This is a genomic window from Prosthecobacter fluviatilis (genome assembly GCF_055388355.1).
The window spans coordinates 1,316,824-1,337,386 of record NZ_AP043782.1 but is presented as its reverse complement, the minus strand read 5'-3'; the positions used below and the strand labels follow the sequence as shown (position 1 = coordinate 1,337,386).

Sequence of the window (20,563 nt, the reverse complement as noted above, 5' to 3'; positions counted from 1 at the left end):
GTCCGGTGGTTCTCGCTACACCGCTTCGCGGTTTCGCTTCACCACCGGCTAATCTCTCTGCTCCCTGCCGGGAGCCTATGACATGATTGACTCGCTTGAGATAGGGAAGACCGATTCCGCCCATAAGACGGGTGCTCTAATACGCGAGTCAAACTAAATGAGGTGCGGAAAGCGACACGGCTCTGGTGGTGCATCTGAATCCGAGGTGTCTTCCAGATGCGAATGCGTTTTCACCCAGAGTTTCAAGGTGCCGTCGTAGGCTGTTTTGACGCAGGTGTAGCATTCGGGTACTTCGGCGCAGCTGCCGTAGTAGGTGACGATGCGTGTGCCGAGGGGCTTGAGCTCCAGTTGTTGCTGCACGTGGAGGGTGTAGTCGTCGTAGAGGCGTGACTCCATTTCCACATCGTGGTCGATGCGCAGCATGGGGAGGATGTTTTCCTCGAAGGGGTTGAAGAGATAGAAGGCATCGAAGGCGGCAAAGGAGATGGTGGTGATGTTGGCGTGAACGATTTCCGCGCGTGTGATGCGGAGGCGCTCCAGGAGATCGCGTGCGGCTTTGACGAGCCGGATGCGCTGCTCTACGCCGGTGAAGTGACCGAGGGTGGTGGCGGCACCTGCGGCGCAGAATTTTCCGGGGCCGCAGCCGATGTCCAGCACTCGGGTGCCTGGCGCTTCGACGAGCATCTGCGCGGCCATCTGGCAGACGTCGATGGGCGTCCAGTGGCAGGCGGACTGCTCGCGGATGTGGTCGGGGTAATGCTGGTCGAATTCGTGATCTCTGAATGCGGTCAGGAATTCGGTGTCGGACTCGATGGGGGGAGTCGAGGGCTGTGGGTAGAAACGGGTGGGCATGAGGTCGGCGGGGACTGCCAACTCGGCGGTCAGGTGAGCCTGTGAGTTTGTCGATCCGGGGAAGGGGAGCGAGAGGTTATTTCACGTGGAGAGCGTGCGATGCCTGCAAGAACGGCCTGAGCGATGAATCAACCTCTCCTGCGCTCCTTCAGAGCGCGGCCTAGAGCGAGAGAGTGCACATTCAAAACCCAGGGCTTGCGCTGACCATATCTGACTCCTGCGGGCCTTCGGCCCACGACGCAGGGCGATCAACCTGCCATGCTATGAATGGACTCATTCCCCAGAGACGTTTTACAACGCTTTCTGGTATCAGCTGGCGATGGGGCTTGTCGGGCAAGAGTGTCTGTCGTTCTTCATGGCTTCCACCATGAGTCCAGCTTTGAGCTCAAGGTTTTCACTTTGTCTGCGTTCTCGGCTGCGAGGTTTTTTTCTTCGGTGGGGTCTGCCTTGAGGTCGTAGAGTTCGACAATGTCATCGGGTTGGTTGGTTTTGTCGGGGATGATGAGCTTGTCGTGGCCGCTGATGATCCAGCGCCAGCGGAGGCTGGAGGCGGGTACGTTGAGATCGACGAAGTTGTGGGTGAAGCATTCGCCGTAGAGTGTTTTGCGGGCGGTGACGGCGGCGGGGTCGAGGAGATCGATGCCGGGGAAGGTTTTGGTGGGCGAGATGCCGACGGCTTTGAGGAGGGTGGGGACGAGGTCGATGGACTGGGCGAGGTCTTCGGACATTTTGGGCTGCACGTGGCCGGGCCAGCGGATCATGATGGGGGTGCGGAGGCCGCCGTCGTACTGGCTTTGCTTGGATTTTTCGGCGTAGCGGCCGGTCTTGGGATTGGTGATCCAGCCGTTGTCGCTGAGATAGACGAAGATGGTATTTTCCCGGAGGCCGCGGTCGTCGATGTGCTTGATGAGCTCGCCGCAGGTCTCGTCGAACCAGTCGACCATGGCCCAGTATTTGGCCACGTGTTCGCTGGGGGCTTTGTCCTTGTATTTGTCGAGGAGGCGCTTGGGCGGGGTGTGGGGATCGTGAGGCATCATGGGGGCATACCAGACGAAGAAGGGCTTTTGCTGCTTCTGAGCCTCGGTGATGAAGTCATAGACGGGCTGCATGGTCTTGCGGCCAATGTTGAGGCCTTCATCGCCATGGCGGCCGCCGTGGGTCATGCCGTGGGTGAAGCCGCCGCGCTCGTAGCTTTTCTGCCACCATTTGCCGGTCTGGAGGCTGAAGTAGCCTTTCTGCTTGAGCATGGTGGGGAGGGTGCCGGCTTCTTCGAGGTGCTTGCTGACGATCTCGCGGCCGGCATCGAACTGCGGGCTGCTCTGGAAGTCGCGGGGCTTCATGCCTGCGGGGATGGGGGGATCGTTGCTGGTGACCTTGTGCTGATGGGGGTAGAGGCCGGTGATGATGGCGGCGAGGCTGGGGCAGCAGAGGCTGCAAGGGACGTAGCCGCGGGTGAAGGTGAGGCTTTCTTTGGCGAGGCGGTCGAGGTTTGGCGTCTGGATGACGGGGTGGCCCATGAATGCGTAGTCGCTCCAGAGGTGATCATCGGAGATGATCATGACGATGTTTGGCGGTGCATCTGCGGCGGTGGAGATGCCGGTGAGGGCGAGGAGCGAGAGAAGGAGGCGGCGGAGCATGGGCGGATGAGAACGAAGGGGTGAAAGGGCATCTTGCCGGGCAAATGGGGGGCTCATTTGCAAGGAAGGGGAGAATCCTGACTTGCGAATGCGAGCCGCAACGACATCTCTAGGGAGATGATATGGAAACGCATGCGGCGCGTGGTGCCGGCGCTGAGCCTCTGCCTTTTTTCACTGACTGCGTGCAAGATGCATGTGGGCTCTCTGGCCTACAATGCGATGCACCGGGTGACGCGGCCGCTGACGTCTGAGCCGCTGGACTACCTGCCGTATCCGGACCTGAAGCAGTGGGCGGCGCTGCCGGGGCCGATGCTGGAGGTGCAGGCGGGCAGGCTGGTGCCGAGGAGTCTTTTCATCACGGATGCGGAACTGCCGAAGGGTGCGCCGAAGGCGAAGCGGCCGAGCTCGGGCATCAGCGGCAGGGCGGGGGATGTGATGGGGATGGTGACCTCGCTGCTGGCGATCGCGGCGGGCACGCACCCGGATGACAAGCTGGGGTCGATCGATGACACGCGGCGGCAGCTGGCGCTGAACGAGTTTCCGTTTGTGCTGCTGCAGGGGGAGGAGCTGGTGTATGTGAAGCAGGAGAAGCAGATGTGGCCACGGCTTGCCCGGGCTGAGAAGCGGAGCAAGATCACGGTGATCACGAAGGACGGGACATTTTTCGGGATCGCGCAGCGGATTCATTTCCGCAGCTCGTCCTCCGAGGTGGTGCTGGAGGGGGACCCGACGGTGCAGTCCGGGCAGCAGCACATCAAGGGGGCGAAGCCGGACGCGGTCATGGTTTTGGATTTTGCGAAGCGCCGTGTGCTGGTGAACGGGCCGGTGGTGGAGAAGAAGCTTTTCCGGTGAGGGCGCAAGCCTGCGGCATTTTGCGGCGTTTTGTCTGCCATGGATCCTTTTCTTGAATACCACCGCAGTCAGACGCGCCGGCAGTTCTTTGGCCAGACGGGGCTGCGCATGGGGAGTGTGGCGCTGGCGGGGATGCTGGGAGAGCGGTTTGCGAGCGGGGGCACGAGCCTGGTGCAACCTGCGCTGCCGGGGCTGCCACACTTTGCGCCGAAGGCGAAGCGGCTGATCTACCTGCACATGAACGGGGCGCCGTCGCAGCTGGACCTGTGGGACCACAAGCCGCAGCTGCAGCAGCACTACGACAAGGACCTGCCGGAGAGCGTGCGCAACGGGCAGCGAATCACGACGATGACGAGCGGGCAGGCGAGGTTTCCGGTGGCGCCGAGCATGTTCAAGTTTACGCAGCACGGGCAGTGCGGGCGGTTTGTGAGCGAGCTGCTGCCGCACACGGCGAAGATCGTGGATGAGCTGGCGGTGATCAAGAGCGTGCACACGAGCGCGATCAACCATGATCCGGCGTGCACGTTTGTGATGACGGGGAGCGAGGTGCCGGGGAAACCGAGCATCGGCTCGTGGCTTTCGTACGGCCTGGGAAGCGAGAGCAATGACCTGCCGTCGTTTGTGGTGTTTACGCCGACGTTTCCTGCGGCGAGCCAGGCGCAGGCTTTGTTTACGCGGATGTGGAGCAGCGGATTCCTGCCGACGAAGTACACGGGCGTGGCGCTGCGAGGACAGGGGGACCCGGTGCTGTATGTGAAGAATCCGCCGGGGGTGGATGGCAGCGACCGGCGCACGATGCTGGACGCGCTAAACCGGCTGAACACGATCAACCACGACCGCATTGGCGATCCTGAGATCCAGACGCGGATAGCGCAGTATGAGATGGCCTTCCGGATGCAGACGAGCGTGCCGGAGCTGACGGACCTGAGCAAGGAGAGCAAGGCGACGCTGGAGATGTACGGGGACGATGTGCACCGCAGCGGGAGCTTTACGCACAGCGCGATCATGGCGCGGAGGCTGATCGAGCGCGGGACGCGGGTGGTGCAGATCCTGCACCGCGGGTGGGACCAGCACAATAACCTGCCGAAGCTGCTGAAGGGGCAGGTGGATGACAGCGAGCGCGCGTGTGCGGCGCTGATCATGGACCTGAAGCAGCGCGGGCTGCTGCAGGATACGCTGGTGGTGTGGGGCGGGGAATTTGGCCGCACGGTGTACTCCCAAGGGACGCTGACGAAGGAGAACTACGGGCGCGACCACCATCCGCGCTGCTTCACGATGTGGATGGCGGGCGGCGGGGTGAAGGGCGGCATCGAATACGGGGAAACCGACGACTTCAGCTACAACATCGCGAAGGACCCGGTGCACATCAATGATCTCAACGCGACGATCCTGCACCTGATGGGGATTGATCACCGCAAGTTCAGCTTCAAGTTCCAGGGGCTGGACCAGAGGCTGACGGGGGTGGAGGAACACAGTCCGGTGAAGGCAGTTCTGGCGTGAGACTTTGCTCCATAGTGCTCCTGCTGCTGACCTGCTGCCTGATGAATGTGGCTGCAGAGGCCGGTGAAGTGATGACTCAGAGGGTGGCCTCGAATGAAAAGTACACGGCCGTCACCATGAGCGATCCCTCGCTGAACCTGGCGTCATGGTTTGTGCCGAACGAGTTGGGGAGATATGACAAGGGGTTCACGAAGGCGGCGGATCTCATTGAGCATTTCCGCCGCCAGCCGGCGGAGCGGACCGACATGGGGATCTTTGTCGTCAGCTACACGCATTCCGTGGTTCTGAACGAAGAGTCGAAGAAAAGAATGTCTTCTCATTTGCTGCGGCTGCTTGATTACAAGCCCTGGCGTGAGGCTGAGAATGAGCTGGTGCAGGAACTTGTGGACGCGGCGAACAGGGAGGGAATTCCGGTGTGGATCAATTTCACCAACGACATGAGAGGTCCCTACCCGAACAAGCTGCTCACGGATCCCAAGCGGACCCTGAAAAAGTGAGGCGGGTCAAGGTGTGATCTCGACTGTGACGGAGCGGTGGTCTGAGCCTATGTCCGGGCCTATGGTGCGTTTCCGGACGGTCAGGCCGCGTTTGAGGAGGACGTGGTCGATGGGGATCATCACGGGGAGGTTCAGGCCCCAGGTGGGAGGCCAGACGGGAGCTACGGAGCGAAAGTCGAGACCGCCTTTTTCACGGAGCAGGCGCATGCCTTCGCACCAGGGAGTGGCATTGAAGTCTCCGGCGACGATGACCTCCCCGGTGAGGCCGGAGACGAGGGTGGCGAGGCCTGACAGCTGCTCCCACCACGAGTGAGTCTTCTGGACGCCGATGGGCGCGATGGGGTGAGTGCCGATGAAGGTGAGCGGTCTGCCGAGGTGGTCCAGATTGAGGACAACGGTGGGAAGACGCCAGGACGTGAAGCGGCGGACTTCGAGGCTTTTCAAAGGGAGGCGGGTGTAGCAGGCGATGCCAAAACTGCCGTCGCTGAGCTCTTCGACACGGTGGGGGTACTTCACACGGAGCGGCTGCAGGGCTGTGCGCCAGGATTCATCGACCTCCAGGAGACAGACGATGTCTGCGTCTGCCTGCATGACATGGCTGACGGCAGCGACCTGGTTCTTGTTTTGCGTCAGGATATTGAAGGTGGTTACGCGCAGGGATTTTCCGGCAGGCGGCGCATCTGCCTCGGCTGTTTGATGGAAATCTTGGATGATCTGCGCATTCCAGAGGATGGAGACCAGAGAGACAAGGATGAGCCAGGTGCGACGGCGCAGCAGAGCGTAGAGAAAGATGATGCTGCAGACGACGACGTACTGAAGCCTGAAGTGGGAGAGGAGCACAAAAGGCCAGCCGTAGCGGCCCAGGCTGCCGAGCCAGGTGCAGGAGAGGGACAAAAAGACGAGGACGTCGCAGAGCCTGCCTAGCGAGACTGCTTTTTTGACGGGGATGGGATTGTCGGCAGGCGGCGCGTCGTCACTCATCGGCAATGGCGGAGGATAAGCGTGCCTGGGACTGGATGCACCTTCTTCTTGCGCGGCGATGCCTGCCGTTCATGGATGAAGGCATGGGTAAACTTCAAGACAAGATCGCAGTCGTCACCGGTGCCGGACGTGGCATCGGCAAAGCCATCGCCGAAACTTTTGCCGCCGAGGGCGCGAAAGTGGCCGTCGTCAGCCGCACACAGGCCAACTCACAGAGTGCTGCGGATGCCATCAACGCCAAGTATCCGGATTCCGCGAAAGCCTATGCGCTCGATGTGGCAGACGGGGCAGCCTGCGCCGAAGTGGGCAAGCAGATTCTGGCGGATTATGACCACGTGGACATTCTGGTGAACAACGCCGGGGTCACGAAGGACGGGCTGCTGCTGCGCATGAGCGAGGAAGACTGGGACGTGGTGCTGGACACCAACCTCAAGGGAGCCTTCAACATGGTGAAGGCGTTTCAGCGGAGCATCCTGAAGCAAAAAGGCGCGCGCATCATCAACATCAGTTCTGTGATCGGACTGATTGGCAATGCGGGACAGGCCAACTACGCGGCGAGCAAGGCGGGGCTTATTGGGTTCACCAAATCGCTGGCACGTGAGTTTGCGGGCCGTGGCGTGACCGCCAACTGCATCTGCCCCGGGTTCATTGCGACAGACATGACACATGTGCTCAATGACGCGGTGAAGGGGGAGATTTTGAAGAAGATCCCGCTCAATGAACTGGGCGCTGCAGAGGATATCGCCGAAGCGGTGCTGTATCTGGCCAGCCCCGCAGCCCGCTATGTGACCGGCCAGGTGCTGGCGGTGGACGGCGGGATGGTGATGTGATCTGGGTTTATATGCTGAATGCCGGATGTGGAATCCGGCATTCAGTCCCCAAAGAGCATGGCGATGATGCTCACGGCATTGAAGATGGCGTGAAGCAGCATGGTGACGAGCAGGCAGCCGGTGATTTCGTAGGCAAGGCAGAAGAGCACGGCGAGCACCCACAGGGGCAGCAGGCTGCCGACGTGCATGTGGATGATGGCAAACATGAGGGAGGAGCTGAGTGCGGCGAAGGGGGCGTCTGTGTAGCGCTTGAGCACGCCGTAGACGAAGCCGCGAAAGAGGGTCTCCTCCGCCAGCGGAGCGATGACCACCGCGAGGAAGATGACGAGGAGTTTGAAACCGATGCCGTCCGATTTTTGGAAGGCTTTCACGGTTTCCTGGGGATCCATGTCCGGCCAGAAATTCTGCAGCCAGGTGACGGAGACGGCGGACACGACGTTGACGGAGATGAGAATGATGATGGCGAAGACTCCGAGGGTCACGGCGAGTGAGCGCCAGTGCACATTCTGGAGACCGAAGAGTTCCGCCGGATTGAGGCCACGAATCTGAAAGAGGTAGAGGAGCAGGCCGGCACAGACAACGAGGTGAAACACCATGCCGAAAATCAGGCTGCTGTCATTGACGGCGTCACCGCCGGCGGTCTGCCCAGGCGTCTGCGGCTGCATGGAGAGGATGAAGAAGAGGCCGATGCCTGCCAGAAGAAGCAAATCCGGCGCTCCATAGGGGCGGGAGAGCACGGAGCCTTCGTGATTCCAGGAGACCTCCGGCCGGATGCGGCGCAGCATCCAGTAGCCGATCAGAGCCAGCGCTGTGGCGATGCTGACAAAGACGGACAGATCATGCAGGACTCCGTATGAATGGACATCCAGCATGATCAGTGGGCAAAGCTGGGGGGGAGGTAGTAAGGCACGCCTGGCAGCAGCTTGGGAAGGAGGCCGGTGCTTACGTCCAGCTGGACTTTGGCCGGCGGTGTCCCGGCTTTGGCCGATGCCATGCCGAAGGCGTCAAAAAGACTGACTTCGTGGCGATACTTGACCACACCGGCGTCTTTGGCCTTGCCGAGGGTGCGGGCGAGTTCATAGGCGTCCTCCACGTAGCCGATCTGGTCGACCAGTTTGGCGGCGAGGGCTTCACGCCCTGTGACGACGCGACCGTCTGCCACCGTGCTTTTGAGCTGTTCTTTGGGAACGCCGCGAGCTTCAGAGACGATGCCGAGGAAGCGGTCATACATCTGCATGACGAGATTCTGCACGTAGGCCTTTTCATCTTCGCGCATGGGGCGTGCGCCGCTGAGGGAGTCCTTGAATGCGCCGCTGGTAAAGGCGGTCATGGAGAGGCCCACTTTGCCGAAGAGCTCGCTGTAGTTCATGGTCTCGATGATGACACCGATGCTGGCGGTGAGGGTGGTCTCGCTGGCGACGATTTTGCTGGCCCCGCATGCGACGTAGTAGCCGCCGGAGGCGGCCATGGAATCCATGTAAACGACGACGGGCTTTGATTTGGCGGCCTTTTTCACCGCATTGTAAATGATGTCCGAGGCGGTGACTTCTCCGCCAGGGGAGTTGACCCTGAGCACGATGGCCTTGACCCGGGTGTCTGCGACGGCCTGCTCCAGTGACTGCTTGATGGAGTCCACGCTGGGCATGGATTCGGCAAAAAGCCCGCTCATGGACATGGATGAAATAACGCCTTCAAGGTCAATGTGGACGATCTTCTCCTGGGAGTTCATCTTGGGAGACTCAACGGTGACTTCATGGAGATGGCGTTTGGGACGGGCGGCTGAGAAGCCAGCACCTGTGCCGACATCCACGTCCAGCTTGCTCACGAACTGGCCTACATTCAGGCCCAAGCTGACGATGAGCCCGAGCAGAAGAAGGATGATCAGGCATCCATAGGATTTGTTGCTCATAAGGCTGCAACGCTACGCGGCCCGCACCCTCTTGCCAACCCTTCACACGGCAAATTTTACCATGACGAAGCCTGACTGTACCTGACGGAGCCTGATGCGAGTGCGGCTGATGGAGCGCCAGGTGGGCAGCGCAGGCTGGAAGCCTGCGGGCCATGGATAGGCCGGAGGCCTATCCTCCATGGCTGGGGCTGAGCTACTTGAAAAGCCCCTTGAGGCCTTTGAAAGAGTTGATCAGCCCTTTGGCCTGCTGCTCGATGTCATTTCCGAGGAGGTTTTCGAGTTTGACCTGGATGTCCGGTTTGACTTCGGGGCGTGAGAGGGAGCCGGTGATGGTGAGGTCGAAGGTGAGGCGGCCGCGGCTGTCTGAGAGGGCCTCCACAGCGAGCTTTGAGAGGGTGCGGTTGATGCCACGGCTGGCGATGCCCTGCATGAGGCTTTGCTTGAGGGCCTCGCCGCAGGAAAGGCGTGTGAGGAGGCCCTGCTGGTCTTTGGCGAAGTCCATCCAGGAGTCACGCTTGATGGTGTACTCGTAGTCGGGGAGCGCAAACTGGGCATCCTCAAGGAAGCGCATGGACTGCTCGCGGTAGAGGATGTGGGCTTGCACATCCTGCGCGAGGGTGCCGCCGATGCGGATGGCGCGGAGATCGATGCCGTACTTCATGAGCTTGTCGAGGTGCTGGCCTGCGGTGTCGCCGATGGTCATGTTTCCGCCGATGGAGGAGCCACGGTCAATGACGATGCGGAGGTCCGCAGCGGGGGACCAGAGAAGGGTGGCGGGGTCCACGGGATTCACATCTCCCTCGCCATGAAGGGTCATGTCTGCGAAGCGCACCTGACGCGGCTGGCCGCCGATCTGAGCGACGCCGTCCACCAGCACCTTGGCGGCGAGGCGGGCGTGAAGCCGGTTGTGGGCAGTGAGATCGCCGGGGTCAATGTCGATGTCCGTGAGGGCGAAGCTGAAGTTGCTGATGTCGGCGCTGAACTGAGAATCCACACCCCGGTTGGTGATGCGGAAATGGGCCTGCTCGATGCTGATCTCCTGAAGAGACAAGCGCTGGGCGCTGGGCTGAGGCTCTGCCGGGGCCGGGGGTGAGACGGGAGGGGTGGTCAGCGCGGGCGGCGGGGCACCTGGCGCAGGCACGGCGGCTACGGGTGGGGCGGACTGGACGGGGATGGCACGGGGCACCTCCTGCTCCTGCTGCATCTGGGCGAGTTTTTCCGGCGGTGGCTGGAAGAGCTTCTGCAAGGAGCTGCCTTCCTGCGGGCTGACGGACTCGGTGACATCCAGGCCTATGAGGCGGAGCACGCGTGGGAGGAACTGACGCTGCCAGAGGCCCTCGGGGACGAGCTCCAGGTAGGCCATCTGGACCTGAACGGGAGCGTGCTGCATGGGCGGACGTGCGGCGATGGGGGTGCCGGCGTACTGGTCGCGCGGGCCGATCTTGATGCCGCTGAGGCGCAGGCTGGGGGGCCAGGAGAAAATGGCCAGGTTGACGTCGTCGAGATGGACGCGTGCGTTGATGTGCTTTTCCGTCTCCAGGGTGAGACGCTCGCGACTCACATACTGGCGGAGCCACCAGACGCCACCGAGGGGGGCTGCCACCGCGAGCAGGAGCCCGAGGCCCAGAAGGATAAGCAGGATGCGAGAGATCTTCATGGTGCGGAGCATAAACAGGTGCGCCGCATTTGGAAATTTGAGATTTGAAATTTGAAATGGCGAATCCCGGCTATTGTCCTAGCCCCTTATGAGCGGGCAGGATTGCCCGCACTACTTCCTACCACCCATGTCCATCCGCGTCCGCTTTGCTCCTTCCCCCACCGGTGACCTCCACGTCGGAGGCGCCCGCACGGCCCTCTTTAACTGGCTGATGGCCCGCAAGGAGGGCGGCACCTTCATCCTGCGCGTGGAAGACACGGACGGCGCGCGCAATACGGCGGAAGCTTCTGCCGGCATCATCAAAGGCCTGCGCTGGCTGGGACTGGACTGGGACGAAGGCCCCGAGGCGGGCGGTGACTGCGGGCCGTATTTCCAGAGCCAGCGCAAGGACATCTACGATGCCTATTTCAAAAAGCTGGAAGACGCCGGGCGCGTGTATGCGGAGCCGGATGGTGCGCAGCGCTTCAAGTTCAGCCGCACGGCGATCACGGTGCATGACCTCGTCTGCGGGGACGTGACCTTTGCCCCCACCGAGGAGCCGGACATGACGATCCGCCGCCCGGATGGGAGCTACATCTTCCACTTTGTGAACGTGGTGGATGACATCGAGATGCGCATGACGCACGTGCTGCGTGGTGAGGATCATTTGTCCAACACCTGGAAGCACATTGATCTTTTCAATGCCTTTGGTGCCACACCGCCGACTTATGCGCACATCCCGCTGATCCTGAATCCGGATGGCAGCAAGATGAGCAAGCGTGATGAGGGCAGTGCCATCGAGCACAGCTACATGAACGCGGGATTCCTGCCGGATGCGGTCTTCAACTACCTGTGCATGCTGGGCTGGACGCCGAAGGCGGAGAGCGAAAAGCTCAATCGCACGGAGCTGACGGCGCTGTTTGATGCGGAGGCGATCCATAGCAGTAACGCGAAGTTTGACCTGAAAAAGGCGCAGTGGTTCAACGCGCAGTATCTGCGTGAGCTGAGCCCGGAGGCGCTGCTGGAAAACGCCCGGCGGTTCCTGACGGCGAAGGGGCTCGCCTGGAACGATGATGCGATGGCGGCGGCGGCGGTGCACAGCGTGCGCGAGAAGGTGAGCCTGCTCACGGAGCTGCCGGAGTGGGTGCATTATTTCTTCCGCGAGGACTACCCCTTTGAGGCGGATGTGGTGACGAAGCTGAAGGCCAAGCCGGAGAACGGCGGGCTGCTGAAGGCTGCTGCGGAACAGCTGGCGCAGGCCAGGGAATGGACCGAGCAGAGTATCCACGATGCGGTGGAAGCGGCGGCGAAGGCGCTGAGCGTGAAGCCAGGTGCGATGATGCCGCTGCTGCGCTTTGCGCTGAGCGGTCAGTCACGCGGGCCGGGGGTGACGACGATCGCGCATTTGATCGGGAAGGAGAAGACGCTGGGGAGGATTGAGAGGGCGCTGGCGGAGGTGGTGGGTTTGTGACGAATCAGACAACTCCTTTTTACGCCGAAATGTAATGCCGAAGTCTTCTTTGCCAGAGATTCCTTCCGACATCGTTTCGGCAGCCGAAGAGCTGCTATTACTTGAGTCTTCAGCGCAAGGATGTGTCATTGATCCTGCGGAATGGGGGCAGATATCACCTTTCATTGATTCGCTATTCCCTGAGTGTTACAAGCTATTGCTTCAACGTTTTCCTTTGGCAGGTAGAGAGTTTGATATCGATGAAGAAGATTTTTACCAAGGTGAGATCTACTTCTGGGAGCCTCATTTCTTTCGTGGAGTTGAAGATGGTGACGGAGTCTTACCTGTAGCAGGACTTTTGCTTGCCGATGATCCTGAGCTCTGGCCCTTCTGCGGAATACCGGACGGAAATCTTCTCGTGGCCCGAGGACGCGACTTTCAGTCTATCCAAATCTACAAGTACAGTGCCGGGTTTGGAATCGATTCGAGATCTCCGATCAACGATAGTTTGTGCGGCTTTCTCAAGCGATTGTTCCCTTCCGATTACGAGGGTGGCGTTGACTAATTCATTGTTATTGACGAAAGTTGCAGAGCATAAGTCGTCACCTATGCTCTAAACATAGCCCTCCTCATGACCGCATTCAGAAGGCTTTGTCATATCACGCACTCCCTGATCCATCGTGCATAGGCATCTGCCGCATGCTCAGGCTTGAGGGCGATGATTTCCGGGACGTCGTAGGGGTGGAGATAGCGGAGGCGGGATTCGAAGCGGGGATAGGCGGCGGGGGTGGTTTTGAAGAGGGCGAGGACTTCGGAGGAGGTTTCGACTTTGCCCTGCCAGCGGTAGATGGATTCGATGGCGGGGATGAGATTGACGCAGGCGGCGAGTTGCGATTCGACGAGGGCCGTGGCAGTCTCGCGGGCTTTCCCGAGGTCGGGGAAGGTGCAAAGGACAATGAGGAGGTCGTTCATTCCCGCCAACCTATGAGATCTGCGTTCATCGACAAGCTTATCAAACGCATGGACCGCCTGGAACCGGGCGAGGTGCAGGGCATCGTGCTGGAGCTGGCGCGGGAGAAGAAGTTTCAGGAGAAGGTGTTTGAGGCGCTGCAGGAGGGGGTGATCCTGCTGGATGACGAGGCAAAGGTCACGTATGTGAACCGCGCGGCGTGCACGTTTTTCGGACTGGAGAAGGATCAGGTGCTGGGGGGACGCCTGGCGCAGGGAGTGCGCGGGCTGGACTGGAACGAGCTTCTTATCCCCGGCACGGTGGTGAGCCGCGACCTGGAGGTGTTTTACCCGGAGAACCGCTACCTGAATTTCTACATCACGAGCATCGATGATGAGGCACCGCAGGGGTTTGTGATGCTGATCCGCGATGTGACGGAGACGCGGAAGCGGACGGAGGAGCAGCTGGAAAGCGAGCGGCTGAATGCCTTCACGCTGCTGGCCGCAGGCGTGGCGCATGAGCTGGGGAACCCGCTCAATTCGCTGACCATTCACCTGCAACTGCTGGAGCGCCGGCTTAAAAAAATGGGGGCGAAGGGGGCGAGCCTGCAGGAGCACCTGGATGTGGCGACGGGGGAGATCAAGCGGCTGGATTTCATCATCGGCCAGTTTCTGGCGGCGATCCGCCCGACGAAGCCGCAGCTGCAGCGGGTGCAACTGCGCGAGCTGCTGGATGAGTGCGTGAGGTTTCTCCAGCCGGAGATCGAGGCGGCGAAGGTGAAGCTGAAGCTGGAAATGCGCCCGGACCTGCCAGCGATGCCGCTGGATGCGGGCCAGATGAAGCAGGCGGTGTACAACCTGATCCGCAATGCGTGCCAGGCGATGCCGAAGGGAGGGACGCTGACGATCAGCGGGACGTTCACTGATTTTGAGGTGCGCCTGAGCTTTGAGGACACGGGGAAGGGGATCAATGCGGAGCAGATGGGGAAGCTGTTTCAGCCTTTCTCCACGACGCGGTCCACCGGGACGGGGCTGGGGCTGCTGATTGTGCGCCGGATCATCCGTGAGCACGGAGGGGAGATCGATGTGGAGAGCCGGGAGGGGCTGGGAACGCGGGTGAGCCTGTGGCTGCCGCTGGTGGCGAAGAATGTGCGGATGCTGGAGGCTGGGAGCGATGTGGACGTGAAATCTGACCTGTAACTGACTGATTTCCAGATGGTTGCCGGTTTGGGGGAGGGGTGGAGAGGCCGTGGTCCACGGGGTGGGGTGAAGTCTCCCTGCGGCTGTGGTTGCTGCTGATGGGCCGTTTTGAAAGACGATCTGCCTGAGGGATGGACGCGAGTGGTGGGTTTTGGGCTAAAGATTATCTTTATTACTTTAGGGCGATCGGCTGCATTACTGGGGTTGACCATGGGGCGTAGTTCTGCAAGCATCCGCCTCCATGTCTGACTCAACCAACCCGAAACCCGCCCGCAAACCCAACCCAGCTCTGAGCAAGCCCGTCCAGCCGGACGAGATTCTTGCGAAGGTCGTGGGTTCCGCCCCGCTTTCCCGTGGAGAGCTGACCAAGAAGCTGTGGGACTACATCAAGCAGCATGGTCTGCAGGATCAGGCCAAGAAGACCAACATCAATGCCGACGAGGCGCTGAAGGCCGTCTTTGGTGGCAAGAGCCAGGTGACCATGTTTGAGATGACCAAGCTGGTCTCCGCCCACGTCAAGTAAGACGGGCAGCCTGGAGCATTCCTGGCTATACAGGGAGCCTCCGGGCAAGCACCACCCCCCATTCAAAAACCCGCGGACACAGGCTGTCTGCGGGTTTTTTTATGCCCGGTGGCGTCTTTTGCGAGGGGCAGGTGAGGGGGGCTGACGGAGGAGGCTTCAAATCTCCCTTGCATCGCCCGCGCTTTCGCGTCATCTCAAGGGAACCTGCTCGTCACCACCACCTTGGCAACCACCGACTCCTCCCGTACACTCGTAGCCATTCCTGCCCGCTGGGGTTCCACCCGCTTCCCAGGCAAGCCGCTCCACCTCATCGCCGGAAAACCGCTGGTGCAGCATGTGTGGGAGCGCTGCCAGGAGTGCAAGCAGATCGACGATGTGATCATCGCGACGGATGACGCGCGGATCGCGGAGGCGGCGGCGGGATTTGGGGCGAAGTATGTGCTGACGGCGCCGGAGCACCCGAGCGGGACGGACCGGATCGCGGAGGCGGCGAATTCATTTCCTGAGCACCGGGTGATCATCAATGTGCAGGGGGACGAGCCGCTGATCTCGCCTGCTTTGATCGACGAACTGGCGAGGACGCTGAGGGATGATCCGGGGGTGAAGATGATCACGGCTGCGGCCCCGATCCAGGATGCGGCGCAGATCAGTGATCCGAACGTGGTGAAGGTGATCTTCGACACGCAGGGGGACGCGCTGTATTTTTCGCGTTCGCCGCTGCCGTACCAGCGGAACCCGGAGGCGTGGCCGAGGAGCTACCGGCACCTGGGGATCTATGGATTTCAGCGGAGCTTTCTTTTCCAGTTTGTGGCGTGGCCACCCTCGCGGCTGGAGCAGACGGAGTCTCTGGAGCAGCTGCGGGCGGTGGAAAACGGCACGCGGATCCGGGTGGTGCTGACGGACGAGCTTTCGCCGGGGGTGGATACGCCGGAGCAGGTGGCCGCAATTGAAAGGCATCTTGAAAAACAATCTTCTTGAACTGCAGCCCGACCCCCTCCAACCGAGAAACAATCACATGAAATACATTTTTGTCACAGGCGGTGTCGTCAGTTCACTTGGCAAGGGCCTTGCGGCCTCCTCCCTGGGCACGCTGCTGGAGCTGCGGGGCCTCAAGGTCATCATGCAAAAGTTTGACCCGTACCTTAACATCGACCCGGGCACGATGAACCCGTACGAGCATGGCGAGGTGTATGTGCTGGATGATGGTGCGGAGACGGACCTGGACCTGGGGCACTATGAGCGCTTTACCCACACGAACCTGTCGCGGCTGAACAACATCACGTCCGGCCAGGTGTACCAGAACGTGCTGGACAAGGAGCGTGCCGGAAAATACCAAGGGCGCACGGTGCAGGTGATCCCGCATGTGACGAATGAGATCAAGGCGCGCATGCACGAGGTGGCGGAGAAGATGGGCGGTGATGTGATCATCACGGAGATCGGGGGTACGGTGGGCGACATCGAAGGCCTGCCATTCCTGGAGGCGATCCGCCAGTTTGGCCATGAGGTCGGGGTGGGGAATGTGCTGTTCATTCACGCGACGCTGGTGCCATACATCAAGGCAGCGCAGGAGCTGAAGACGAAGCCTACGCAGCAGAGCATCGCCAAGCTGCGGGAGATCGGCATTGCGCCGCATATCATCCTGTGCCGGACCGAGCATCCGCTGGACCTGGATGTGCGTGAGAAGATCTCGCTGTTTGGGAACGTGCCGATTGATTCCGTGGTGGAAGTCCGGGACGTGAAGCACACCATTTACGAGGTGCCGCTGAAGCTGCATGAAGAGAGGCTGGATGACAATGTGTGCCGTCTGCTGAACCTGACCACGCCGCAGCCTGACCTGAGCCGCTGGCGGAACTTTGTGCAGCGGGTGATCCATCCGACGCATCACGTGCGGATCGGAGTGGTGGGCAAATACATCGAGCTGCAGGATGCGTACAAGAGCATCTATGAGTCGCTGACGCACGCGGGAGCCTCACACGACTGCAAGGTGGACATCATCCGAGTGGATGCGGAGAGCATCGAGAAAGCCGGGCCGGAGCTCTACCTGACGGGGCTGCAGGGCATCCTCATCCCGGGGGGCTTTGGCGACCGTGGGACGGAGGGGAAGGTGACGGCTGCGCGGTATGCGCGTGAGAAAGGAATCCCGTTCTTTGGCATCTGCCTCGGCATGCAGATCGCGGTGATCGAATTTGCCCGCAATGTGTGCGGTCTGAAGGGGGCGACGAGCACGGAGTTTGACAAGACCACGCCGCACCCGGTGATCAGCCTGATGGAAGAGCAGAAGAAGGTGAAGCAACTCGGGGGGACGATGCGACTGGGCTCCTGGGTGACGGATCTCGTGCCGGGAAGCAAGGCCTACGAACTGTATCACAGCGCGACGATCACGGAGCGCCACCGGCACCGTTTTGAGTTCAACTCTGAGTACAAGGAACTGATGGAGGAGAAGGGGCTGCTGATTTCCGGCACTTCACCGAAGGGGGACCTGGCGGAGATCGTTGAACTGCCGTCCCATCCTTACTTTATTGGCTGTCAGTTCCATCCGGAGTTCCTGTCGAAGCCGAACAATCCGCATCCGCTGTTCTTTGGCTTTGTGAAGGCTGCCATGCAGCACCATGCGGCGGCTGATCCTGTCTGCTGAAGGCGGGAGGGCTGAGTGCCTATATGGGGCCCGAGATGGCTCCGTTGCGAGGTGGGAGACGTGGTCAATTGAGTCGAAGAGGCCGATTGACCAACCCATGGTGTGTCTTGTAGGTTGTGATTGAAATCAGACTTATAAATCATGCGATCCTCCAATCCCACCCTTAACGATCAGGTCTTTGAACGTTCACGTTCCGGCAACCCTGCCGATGGCGTGATGACGCTGAACGGAACCGTTCTCAAAACAGCCATTCTGACGCTGCTGCTGGTCACCTCTGCCAGCTGGAGCTGGAAGATTCTGATGAGCGGGAGTGCGCCGGCGTGGTTTGGTTCGGCGCTGACGTTTGGCTGGATCGTCCCAGTGGTGCTGGCCCTGATCATTTCGTTCAAGCCGACCACGGCACCTGCGCTTGCTCCGGTGTATGCGCTGGGCAACGGTGTGATCGTCGGCATCATTTCCGCGATGTATGAGAAGGCCTTCGGCGGCATCGTCCTGACTGCGGTGATGCTGACCTGCGGCATTCTGTTTGCCCTGCTGGCGGCATATGCGACCGGAATGATCAAGCCCTCGGAAAATTTCAAGCTGGGGATTGTGGCTGCGACCGGGGGAGTGGCTTTGTTTTATCTCGCCACGTGGGTGCTGGGCATGTTTGGGATTCATATCCCGGGTCTGTTTGGCAATGGCTGGGTGGGAATCGCCTTTTCCGCTTTCGTCGTCATCCTGGCGGCGCTGAATCTGGTGCTTGATTTTGACTTTATCGAAAACGGCTGCGAGGCCGGAGCGCCGAAGCACATGGAGTGGTACGCCGCCTTTGGCCTGCTGGTCACGCTGGTGTGGCTGTATCTGGAAATCCTGCGCCTGCTGGCCAAGCTGCGCAGCCGTGATTGAACAGCCTGCCGACTGAAGGACTCCAACCCCATTCCAATCATGAAAATCCCTGTCTTTCTGAGCCTTTTGATGGCCGGTGCCACGCTGGTGCATGCCAATCCTGAAATCGCCACGATCATTGATCAGGAGTACGGTGCGGCCACTGCGGAGGGTGTGGTGTTGCTGCAGTCTCCCGCCAGTCCGTCTGACCCGACGCAGTGGTCTGTGTATGCGCGTGACCCATTCCGCCCGGGTGAGCTGGTGCGAGCCACGATCAGCGCCGAGAAGAGCGGCTGGGCCCCCAAGGTGAGCGGAGCTGGTACGAAGCTGCTCTCGCGGGTGCCGCCGCAGGTGATTGCCTTCAACCGGATCCGATTCCGTTCGTCGGATGTGCTGAAGATCGCGCAGCAAAATGCGGTGCTGGCCAAGGTCAACTTTGTCAGCGCTGCGTATCAGCTGGCGGCCAATGCCACCACCGGAGCTCCTGAGTGGGGGCTTGGGCTGAATGGCACGGATGGCCGTGAAGTGGGCTTCATTGTGATCTCCGCCGAAACTGGCGCGGTCATTCACCAGCAGTGGAACAACGGTCTGGCCAGCTATGGGCCTGAACCGGTCTCTCCGCCTGCATCCAAGGGCGAGAAAGCGGCTGACGACGTGAAGCGTGCCGCCCGCCGTGCCTGGGAATGGACTGGAGACACGGGCCTCGAAGTAGGCCACTTCTTCAAGCGGCTGTTCAAGAGCGGGAACTGAGAATGACTGCGGGCGGCCCCAGCCCGCAGTGAAACGAGTCAAAAGAGGGTGCGGGCAAGAGTGCCCGCATCACTTTCTTACAGTTCGACGGCCTGATTCATGACGGCAATCTGAACCTTGCCTTCGGTGTGTTTGGCATCTAGGGCGGTTTTGAGTGCTGCGGAGCGTTCGGGTTCGCCATGGACGAGGAAGACATTTTTCTTGGGGCCCTGAACGCGGTCGAACCAGCCGAGGAGTTCGTCATGGTCTGCATGGCCGGAGAAGGAGTCGAGGATCTCGATCTCTGCATGGACCTCAAATTCATCGCCGAGGATGTTTACGCGCTTTTGGCCTTCGCGAAGCTTCCAGCCGAGGGTGTTCTGGGCGCAGTAGCCGACGAAGAGGATGATGTTCTGCTCGTTGCCGACGTTGTTGCGCAGGTGATGAAGAATGCGGCCTGACTCGGCCATGCCGGAGGCGGAGATGATGACGGCGGCACCTTTGAGCCTGTTGAGGTTTTTGGATTCGTTGACGTCGCGAACGAGCTGGAGGCCTTCGAAGCCGAAGGGGTCGTTGCGCATGAAGGCGGCTTCGCGCACGTTGGGTTTGAGCTCGTCCACATGAAGGCGGAAGATTTCGGTGGCCTTGACGGCCAGAGGGCTGTCCACAAAGGTGGGGATGAGCGGGAAGCAGCCTTCGTGACGAAGCTGGTCGAGCGTGTAGAGGAGCTGCTGGGTGCGCTCCACCGCGAAGGAGGGGATGATGAGCTTTCCCTTCTGCTGAAGAATGCGGCGGATGATCCGGCAGATGTGCTCGTTGGAGTCTGTGGCGAGTTCGTGGTGCCGACCGCCATAGGTGCTTTCCATGATGACGTGATCGACGTTTTCGCAGGGCTCGGGGTCTGCGAGGAGATCGTTGTTGGGACGGCCGATGTCACCTGAGAAGAGGAGGCGCGATTTTTTGCCGGTCTCGCGGTCATTGATGTCGAGGACGACCTGTGCGGAGCCGAGCACGTGACCGGCGTCGATGAAGGTGAGCTGGACGCCGTCTGCGATGAACATGGGGCGGTGGTAGCTGACGGAGACAAACTGCCGCATGCAGTTTTCGGCGTCTGCCATGGTGTAGCTGGCCTCCAGGAGGGGGAGGTTGTCGTTTTTGCGATGGCGGTTGAGCCAGTTGATGTCGGACTCGTGAATGTGGGCGGCGTCTGGCAGCATGATGCTGCAGAGGTCGCGGGTGGCGGGGGTGGCGAAGATGTTGCCGGTGAAGCCGCGCCTGCAGAGGTGAGGGAGATTGCCGCTGTGGTCGATGTGAGCGTGGGAGAGGACCACGACATCGATCTTGGCGGGGTCAAAGGGGAAGTCGCGGTTGCGCTCGAAGGCTTCGCTGCGCCTGCCCTGATAGAGGCCGCAGTCGAGCAGGATGCGCTGGCCGTTGACGGTGATGAGGTGTTTTGAGCCTGTGGTGGTGCCGGCTGCGCCGCAGAAGGTCAGTTTCATGGTTGGTTGAAAGGGGTG

General features: G+C 60.7%; 20 protein-coding genes. 12 read left to right on the top strand and 8 right to left on the bottom strand.

Annotation, left to right across the window (positions count from 1 at the left end):
- Nucleotides 1–153 precede the first annotated feature (153 nt).
- Both ACZ5WW_RS05015 and ACZ5WW_RS05010 read right to left on the bottom strand, forming a co-directional pair.
- Nucleotides 154–852, bottom strand: a complete 699-nt coding sequence (locus tag ACZ5WW_RS05015) for a class I SAM-dependent methyltransferase (RefSeq protein ID WP_377167120.1) — start codon at nucleotides 850–852, stop codon at nucleotides 154–156.
- A gap of 353 nt (nucleotides 853–1,205) precedes the next feature.
- Complete coding sequence (locus tag ACZ5WW_RS05010) at nucleotides 1,206–2,489, bottom strand: sulfatase family protein (RefSeq protein WP_377167122.1); 1,284 nt, start codon at nucleotides 2,487–2,489, stop codon at nucleotides 1,206–1,208.
- Between the two features lie 117 nt (nucleotides 2,490–2,606).
- Between ACZ5WW_RS05010 and ACZ5WW_RS05005 the strand changes: the two genes are divergently transcribed.
- Genes ACZ5WW_RS05005 through ACZ5WW_RS04995 form a run of 3 tightly spaced genes read left to right on the top strand, consistent with a single transcriptional unit; the run spans nucleotide 2,607 to nucleotide 5,338 of the window.
- Entirely contained in the window at nucleotides 2,607–3,341 is a 735-nt protein-coding gene (locus ACZ5WW_RS05005; protein WP_377167124.1) for a hypothetical protein, read from the top strand.
- 39 nt (nucleotides 3,342–3,380) lie between these two features.
- Nucleotides 3,381–4,841, top strand: a complete 1,461-nt coding sequence (locus ACZ5WW_RS05000) for a DUF1501 domain-containing protein (RefSeq protein WP_377167126.1) — start codon at nucleotides 3,381–3,383, stop codon at nucleotides 4,839–4,841.
- Nucleotides 4,842–4,855: 14 nt separating this feature from the next.
- Nucleotides 4,856–5,338 carry a hypothetical protein gene (locus ACZ5WW_RS04995; protein WP_377167128.1) on the top strand — a complete coding sequence of 161 codons (483 nt, stop codon included), beginning with the start codon at nucleotides 4,856–4,858 and terminating at the stop codon, nucleotides 5,336–5,338.
- Between the two features lie 6 nt (nucleotides 5,339–5,344).
- On the opposite strand, the gene ACZ5WW_RS04990 is transcribed toward ACZ5WW_RS04995, so the two are convergent.
- Nucleotides 5,345–6,319 (bottom strand): endonuclease/exonuclease/phosphatase family protein, encoded by a 975-nt coding sequence (locus ACZ5WW_RS04990; protein WP_377167130.1) that lies wholly within the window; start codon nucleotides 6,317–6,319, stop codon nucleotides 5,345–5,347.
- Between the two features lie 83 nt (nucleotides 6,320–6,402).
- Here ACZ5WW_RS04990 and fabG point away from each other — a divergent pair, with 83 nt between their 5' ends.
- Nucleotides 6,403–7,149, top strand: coding sequence for a 3-oxoacyl-[acyl-carrier-protein] reductase (gene fabG, locus ACZ5WW_RS04985; protein ID WP_377167132.1), 747 nt, complete (start codon nucleotides 6,403–6,405; stop codon nucleotides 7,147–7,149).
- Nucleotides 7,150–7,190: 41 nt separating this feature from the next.
- Here the strand turns inward: fabG and ACZ5WW_RS04980 are convergent, their stop codons facing one another.
- The 3 genes from ACZ5WW_RS04980 to ACZ5WW_RS04970 all read right to left on the bottom strand — a co-directional run bounded on the left by ACZ5WW_RS04980 (nucleotide 7,191) and on the right by ACZ5WW_RS04970 (nucleotide 10,715).
- A complete protein-coding gene (locus ACZ5WW_RS04980; protein ID WP_377167134.1) occupies nucleotides 7,191–8,021 on the bottom strand; it encodes a CPBP family intramembrane glutamic endopeptidase in 831 nt (276 codons plus the stop codon).
- Nucleotides 8,022–8,023: 2 nt separating this feature from the next.
- A complete protein-coding gene (sppA, locus tag ACZ5WW_RS04975) occupies nucleotides 8,024–9,058 on the bottom strand; it encodes a signal peptide peptidase SppA (protein ID WP_377167136.1) in 1,035 nt (344 codons plus the stop codon).
- Nucleotides 9,059–9,251: 193 nt separating this feature from the next.
- Nucleotides 9,252–10,715, bottom strand: coding sequence for a hypothetical protein (locus tag ACZ5WW_RS04970; RefSeq protein ID WP_377167138.1), 1,464 nt, complete (start codon nucleotides 10,713–10,715; stop codon nucleotides 9,252–9,254).
- A gap of 127 nt (nucleotides 10,716–10,842) precedes the next feature.
- Between ACZ5WW_RS04970 and ACZ5WW_RS04965 the strand changes: the two genes are divergently transcribed.
- Entirely contained in the window at nucleotides 10,843–12,165 is a 1,323-nt protein-coding gene (locus ACZ5WW_RS04965; protein ID WP_377167140.1) for a glutamate--tRNA ligase, read from the top strand.
- Between the two features lie 34 nt (nucleotides 12,166–12,199).
- Nucleotides 12,200–12,709, top strand: a complete 510-nt coding sequence (locus ACZ5WW_RS04960) for a hypothetical protein (RefSeq protein WP_377167142.1) — start codon at nucleotides 12,200–12,202, stop codon at nucleotides 12,707–12,709.
- 89 nt (nucleotides 12,710–12,798) lie between these two features.
- Here the strand turns inward: ACZ5WW_RS04960 and cutA are convergent, their stop codons facing one another.
- Nucleotides 12,799–13,116 carry a divalent-cation tolerance protein CutA gene (gene cutA / locus ACZ5WW_RS04955; protein ID WP_377167144.1) on the bottom strand — a complete coding sequence of 106 codons (318 nt, stop codon included), beginning with the start codon at nucleotides 13,114–13,116 and terminating at the stop codon, nucleotides 12,799–12,801.
- Between the two features lie 12 nt (nucleotides 13,117–13,128).
- Here cutA and ACZ5WW_RS04950 point away from each other — a divergent pair, with 12 nt between their 5' ends.
- The 6 genes from ACZ5WW_RS04950 to ACZ5WW_RS04925 all read left to right on the top strand — a co-directional run bounded on the left by ACZ5WW_RS04950 (nucleotide 13,129) and on the right by ACZ5WW_RS04925 (nucleotide 19,067).
- Nucleotides 13,129–14,292, top strand: coding sequence for a two-component system sensor histidine kinase NtrB (locus ACZ5WW_RS04950; protein ID WP_377167146.1), 1,164 nt, complete (start codon nucleotides 13,129–13,131; stop codon nucleotides 14,290–14,292).
- A gap of 241 nt (nucleotides 14,293–14,533) precedes the next feature.
- The gene (locus ACZ5WW_RS04945; RefSeq protein ID WP_377167148.1) at nucleotides 14,534–14,815 is read left to right on the top strand and encodes an SWIB/MDM2 domain-containing protein; all 282 of its coding nucleotides are present in this window, start codon (nucleotides 14,534–14,536) and stop codon (nucleotides 14,813–14,815) included.
- A 222-nt stretch (nucleotides 14,816–15,037) separates the two neighbouring features.
- On the top strand, nucleotides 15,038–15,793 hold the full coding sequence (gene kdsB / locus ACZ5WW_RS04940; protein WP_377167150.1) for a 3-deoxy-manno-octulosonate cytidylyltransferase: 756 nt from the start codon (nucleotides 15,038–15,040) through the stop codon (nucleotides 15,791–15,793).
- Between the two features lie 37 nt (nucleotides 15,794–15,830).
- Complete coding sequence (locus ACZ5WW_RS04935) at nucleotides 15,831–17,450, top strand: CTP synthase (protein WP_377167152.1); 1,620 nt, start codon at nucleotides 15,831–15,833, stop codon at nucleotides 17,448–17,450.
- 141 nt (nucleotides 17,451–17,591) lie between these two features.
- On the top strand, nucleotides 17,592–18,338 hold the full coding sequence (locus ACZ5WW_RS04930; RefSeq protein ID WP_377167154.1) for a Bax inhibitor-1/YccA family protein: 747 nt from the start codon (nucleotides 17,592–17,594) through the stop codon (nucleotides 18,336–18,338).
- Between the two features lie 39 nt (nucleotides 18,339–18,377).
- Nucleotides 18,378–19,067: a hypothetical protein gene (locus ACZ5WW_RS04925; protein ID WP_377167156.1), complete on the top strand. Its 690-nt coding sequence runs from the start codon at nucleotides 18,378–18,380 to the stop codon at nucleotides 19,065–19,067.
- Between the two features lie 77 nt (nucleotides 19,068–19,144).
- Here ACZ5WW_RS04925 and ACZ5WW_RS04920 read toward each other — a convergent pair whose 3' ends face one another.
- Nucleotides 19,145–20,545, bottom strand: a complete 1,401-nt coding sequence (locus tag ACZ5WW_RS04920) for an MBL fold metallo-hydrolase RNA specificity domain-containing protein (RefSeq protein WP_377167158.1) — start codon at nucleotides 20,543–20,545, stop codon at nucleotides 19,145–19,147.
- Between the last annotated feature and the right edge of the window lie 18 nt (nucleotides 20,546–20,563).